This is a genomic window from Thermostichus vulcanus str. 'Rupite' (assembly GCF_022848905.1).
Classification (GTDB): Bacteria; Cyanobacteriota; Cyanobacteriia; order Thermostichales; family Thermostichaceae; genus Thermostichus; species Thermostichus vulcanus_A.
The window spans coordinates 1-4958 of record NZ_JAFIRA010000048.1; the positions used below are offsets into that span (position 1 = coordinate 1).

Consider the following 4958-nt stretch of genomic DNA (forward strand, 5'->3'; position numbering starts at 1 on the left):
TTACTGCGAATTGAGACCATATACTCCAGCCCCATCTCTTCTAACCCATTCACAAAAGTGCTGCTCTCACCGTCAAGGCTGTCTGCAAATACCAAGTCCACAAGGATTGATGACTTTCTACCCCAACATGGCGAGCAATGGCAGGCAAGCCCTTCCGCTTCATGGGGGAAAGTAAACCCAAAAGGATGAGCTTAAAAAACTCAAAGCTGCGTACTTCAGGAAAGTGGGGGCGGTAGGCCTCACAGTAGTCATCAAGGACTTGAAGGGTGGGTAGCGCCTGACGAGCTAGAGTCATGGCTGGGTAAGGAGTTCAGCTTCTACCTCAAGCCTAGCCTCCCCATACTGACGAAAGAGGTATAAAAGGGATCCCTTTGGCTGGGGATCCCTTCATTACAGACTTAGCGCCATTCGGGAACGGCTCAAGCGGTGTAGTAAGCAGTGCCCTTGTTCACAAAGTCCAGGGTATAGGCCGCTTGATAGTTGATGGTCGGCTCAAACACACCCGCCACCGTCATGCTGTCGAAGAAGGTTTGCCAGCGCTCATCGGTCATAGCGCCGATGCCTTTCTCCAGCGCGTCTCCAGACTTGATGATGCCGTACTCCTGCAACTTCTCGAAGCTGTAGGCCAATTGCTCATCGGTCATCTCCGGATTATCCCGCTTGATCAGGGTATAGGCCGGGCGGGGATCCTCTAGGAAGCTGTACCAGCCCTTGATCGAAGCATCCACAAATCGTTCCACCAAGTCGGGGTTGGTTTCCACCAGTTGGCGGCGGGTTTCGATGGTGGTGGAGTAGGGGCTATAGCCTAGGTCGGCCAAGAGGAACACCACCGGCTCAAAGCCCCCTTCCCGTTGAATGGCAAAGGGCTCGGAGGTGAGGTAACCCTGCTGGGCTGAGGTGGGATCTGCTAGGAAGGGACCAGGGTTGAAGTTGTAGGGGCGAACTTGATCGTCGGTGAAGCCAAAGCGCGACTTGAGGTAGGGCCAGTAACCGGCGAAAGCACCCCGAGAGATGAAAATTGGCCGGCCCTTGAGATCCTCAAACCGCTCAGTGCCAGGGTGGGCCATGATGATCTGGGGGTCTTTTTGGAATATGGCGGCTACGCATATCAAAGGGATCCCCTCCTTCACGGCGTTGATCACCCCGGCACTGCCCCCCATGGCAAAATCAGCCGCACCGCCTGCCAAAATCTGGGTGATGTTGATACCGGGGCCACCCATTTGCACCGTCACATCCAGACCATGATCCCGGTAGATACCGGTAGCCACCGCCTGATAAAAGCCGCCGTGCTCTGCCTGGGCATACCAGTTGGTGGCATAACTCACCCGATCCAGGCCGGATCCCTGTGCCACAAGCAAGGTGGGGGAGGGCTTGCGTTGGGCTTGAGCACCACCTGCGGCCAGCAGGCTACCACCCAAGGCTGCAGCCCCCACTTTCAGGAGCTGACGACGGGTGAGCGCGCTGGTGTTTGGTGACAACTCAGATGGACGAGACGGAACCATGACAAACTCTCCTTAACCCAATCCCTTGCGAACTGTAAAGCGGTCATCAGCAACACCATCAAACCGGAGATCCCCGAGGGAAGCGGTATCTGCTGTTACCAACTGTTGCAGACGGTTGCTAGCCCCATCCAGTTCCACCAGACAGGGCCAGCCTATAGTTTTCGGATCCCTGCTGAGGGGATCTTTGTGGCATTAGGCCTGAATTTTGGATCGGGATCCCCTGTAGAGTGAGGGGAGATGAGCGAGGCTGCTATGATCATTCGTCTGGTGGTGTTCGATATGGCTGGCACCACGGTCAAAGACAACGACGATGTGAGCAAAGCCTTGATCGCCGCCTTCGCACAGGTGGGGATCCCGATTGGGATAACGGAAACCAACCCCGTCATGGGCTATCCGAAACCCGTCGCCGTGCGCCTATTGCTGGAGAAGCACTGGCCGGATGCTGCCCAGTTGACACTCCCCCGGTTAGAAACCGGGGGATTCTCCCTTCTAGCTCCCCACAGCTTGAAGCTGTGAGGGATTCATGGAGTTCAGGGGATTGCCAACTACCCCATCCCCTGAGCCGACCGTACCCATTACAGATATGGCTTCTTTTAGACTCAGGGGACACGAGAATCCGTCCCACTGGGCAATGTTCATTGCGGCATTCCAGTCGGCATCACAGCAATACCCGTCCTGCCCGGTGAACAAATGCCCACTCCTTTTCCCAATCAATCCTGTCCTGTGGTCGGTTTTGGATGTGTAGGCAGCAGGACGTTTATGCAGCGTCCTGCCCGCCATTTCCAGCTTGTAGGCAACCTTCCACTCCAGGTCGTAGTACGACCAGGTATGGCGCGATTTCCCGGCATCAGAGCGAGCCTTCTGGCTCTGTCTGGATTGGCGGATACCCGAGAGGTCTTCCATCCACACATCCGCATTTACCGCCTTGGCAAACCGTACAATGCGACGGCTAACGGTGTGGTTGACCGCCCTCATCCAACGGGCTTCTTTGCGCTCCAGTCGCTTGAGTGCTCGGTATTTACCCGCCTGTTGCAACTGGGCGCGACGCTTCTGGAAACGACGACGACGGTGAGCTACCTCTCCACCCCCAAAAAACACCGCCCGACCCCAACGGGTGGCCGCCACTGCCAAACGGTTCTGCCCCCGGTCAACACCCAGTCGCTCCGTACTCTTCACTTCGGGAACTTCCCAAGTGATAGACAGAACGGCATACCAAACCCCACGTATTTGCATCAGTTTCAAGGTTCCCCGTTCACAATCCTGTTCGGCCAGGATGCGCTCAAGACGCTCGGCATAGTAGGAACTGCTAACCTCAAGGGGAACCCGCTTGTCACCCTGAATCGTGGGGAAGCTCACTGAGTAGGTGCTACCTACTTTGTGCAGCTTCCAGTTTTGGTTGTTGACCTCTGGCCAGAACACTTTGAAGTGCTTGACCCGCTGGCCGGCTTTCCCCTTCAGGACACGAATCACTTGGTTGGAGAGGGCCGACTTGAGTGGTGTCACCACTTTGGCGGTTGTTAATGCTTTTCGTTCCTTTGGACTGATGCGGAGCAGTTCGTTTGCCAGTGCGGTTGTCGCACAAACCGTCTGGGCAAACATCTCTGCTTTGACCGCATTGAGGTCAAGAAACTTGAGCTTGAGTGTCGTGGTGACCCGTTTCATGGGGACTATTGTATGTACTATTTCTGTTGCTGAATAAATTCAGCCTGTGCGCTTATATCCCCCGGTTAGAAACCGGGGGCTTTACGCTGCTTTTCGTAACCCCGGAACTGGTGGACAAAGTTCACAGCCTCTACCTGCAAGCCATGATTCGCTTTTACCAGACGGATCCCGACTTACAAGAAGCCCCTGGAGCTTCGGAAACCTTCACGGCCTTAAAAAAACAGGGGATCCGCGTTGCCCTGGATACAGGTTTTGACCGAGCGACAGCGGATGTTTTGCTGCAACGGTTGGGCTGGCTGGAACAGGGCCTAATCGATGCCAGTGTCACGAGCGATGAAGTGGCCAACGGTCGCCCCCATCCCGATATGATCTTTGAGGCGATGCGCCGTACTGGGGTAGATCAGGTGAGTCAGGTGGCCAAAGTGGGTGATACTCCCTCTGATTTGCAACAGGGATCCCGTGCCGGATGCCGTTATGTGCTCGGTGTTACGAGTGGATCCCATGCTGCTAAAGAGCTGGCCAAGGAGCCCCATACCCATCTCATTGAGCACCTATCGGAGTTGCTGGCGATCCTCACTGAAGGAAAGTGAGTTTACACAGGGCTTGAATTGTAGACAGAGAGCTTATCGCTCTGCTTGAGCATTCAGGTTGGAGACGATCAGATACATCACAAAAATAAACAGTGCAACCAGCGTCATAGGTCAATCCTTGGGTCAGGTCTTAGGTTTGGGGAGTGAGGGAATCCGCGCTGACGGAGTCGATACCTTCGTAACCTCTTATTTTACAAGACTTGTCTGTAATTTGGATCACTCGTATCGAAGAACACGGTTTTCCGCACTCCCCCATCTAGGTAAGTCCCCACCATTGCGTTCCTCGAGTGGGTAACAGGCTTCCAGCTGCCTAAAGTAGGGAGAAGCGGGCAGAGACTGAATATGATGCTGGAAACATTGACCGAGGCGTTAGGGATGGGGAAAACCCCTTGGACACGCCTTTCTCCCAAAAAGACGATTAAGGGATCCCTGATGGCCTTGGTTTCCAGTTTGGTTCTGGCCTATTTGAACTGGCCGATTGCCTTTCCCCATTTTCCAGTTTGGCTAGTGGGGATCACCGGACTGTTGGTGGGAATCGGTGGGCAAGTAGGGGATTTGGTGATGAGTGCGTTCAAACGAGATTTGGGCATTAAAGATTTCGGTGAGTTGTTACCCGGACATGGCGGCATTTTGGATCGGGTGGATAGTCTGCTTTGGGTGAGCCCCCTTTTTTTTCATACAGCCCGGTTCTTCTTCAAAGGAGATTTTGGCTATTAATTTTGGCTATTAAATTGTCTACAGCTCTTTCATCCTCTGCATCCCGAAAGTGAACGCAGATTTGCTACACCAACGGTGGTGCCCCTAACCCATTTCAAAACGCTGCGCGACCGCTTTGGTCTGTCGAGCAACTTGGCTCAACAGGTGTGCCGTCGAGTGGCGGGCTCTCGCAAGGTTGCCAAACAAAAGAATCGTCCTGTCAAGGCGTTCAAAGCTGGATTTGTGACCTACGACGCTCGGATTTTCTCTTTCCGGGAGAAGGACTGGACGGTTTCCTTGACAACCGTGGAGGGACGTGAGCGCTTTGAATTGGCCATTGGTAACTACCAGCGGGGGATGCTCAGTCGCGTCAGCGGTGCGGAGCACGGTCGCGTCAGCGGTGCGGAGCACGGTCGCGTCAGCGGTGCGGAGCACGGTCGCGTCAGCGGTGCGGAGCACGGTCGCGTCAGCGGTGCGGAGCACGGTCGCGTCAGCGGTGCGGAGCACG

The 4958-nt window shown here is 55.0% G+C and carries 6 protein-coding genes and 1 pseudogene; 4 read left to right on the forward strand and 3 right to left on the reverse strand.

What is annotated here, in order from left to right; translation table 11 throughout:
* Window positions 1-49: 49 nt before the first annotated feature.
* Window positions 50-295, reverse strand: coding sequence for a hypothetical protein (locus JX360_RS14595; protein WP_244352359.1), 246 nt, complete (start codon window positions 293-295; stop codon window positions 50-52).
* Between the two features lie 124 nt (window positions 296-419).
* Window positions 420-1502: an ABC transporter substrate-binding protein gene (locus JX360_RS14600; RefSeq protein ID WP_244352361.1), complete on the reverse strand. Its 1083-nt coding sequence runs from the start codon at window positions 1500-1502 to the stop codon at window positions 420-422.
* A 237-nt stretch (window positions 1503-1739) separates the two neighbouring features.
* On the opposite strand from JX360_RS14600, the gene JX360_RS14605 reads away from it, so the two are divergent.
* Complete coding sequence (locus tag JX360_RS14605) at window positions 1740-2018, forward strand: HAD family hydrolase (protein WP_244352363.1); 279 nt, start codon at window positions 1740-1742, stop codon at window positions 2016-2018.
* On the opposite strand, the gene JX360_RS14610 is transcribed toward JX360_RS14605, so the two are convergent.
* Window positions 1992-3164 (reverse strand): RNA-guided endonuclease TnpB family protein, encoded by a 1173-nt coding sequence (locus tag JX360_RS14610; RefSeq protein ID WP_244352365.1) that lies wholly within the window; start codon window positions 3162-3164, stop codon window positions 1992-1994. The genes JX360_RS14605 and JX360_RS14610 overlap by 27 nt on opposite strands.
* Window positions 3165-3172: 8 nt before the next feature.
* Here JX360_RS14610 and JX360_RS14615 point away from each other — a divergent pair, with 8 nt between their 5' ends.
* The 3 genes and pseudogenes from JX360_RS14615 to JX360_RS14625 form a co-directional block, all read left to right on the forward strand.
* Window positions 3173-3754 (forward strand): HAD hydrolase-like protein, encoded by a 582-nt coding sequence (locus JX360_RS14615; RefSeq protein WP_244352367.1) that lies wholly within the window; start codon window positions 3173-3175, stop codon window positions 3752-3754.
* Between the two features lie 342 nt (window positions 3755-4096).
* Window positions 4097-4471: a phosphatidate cytidylyltransferase gene (locus JX360_RS14620; protein WP_279611537.1), complete on the forward strand. Its 375-nt coding sequence runs from the start codon at window positions 4097-4099 to the stop codon at window positions 4469-4471.
* 75 nt (window positions 4472-4546) lie between these two features.
* Window positions 4547-4958 (forward strand): annotated as a pseudogene (locus JX360_RS14625) (RNA-guided endonuclease TnpB family protein); the annotation flags it as partial.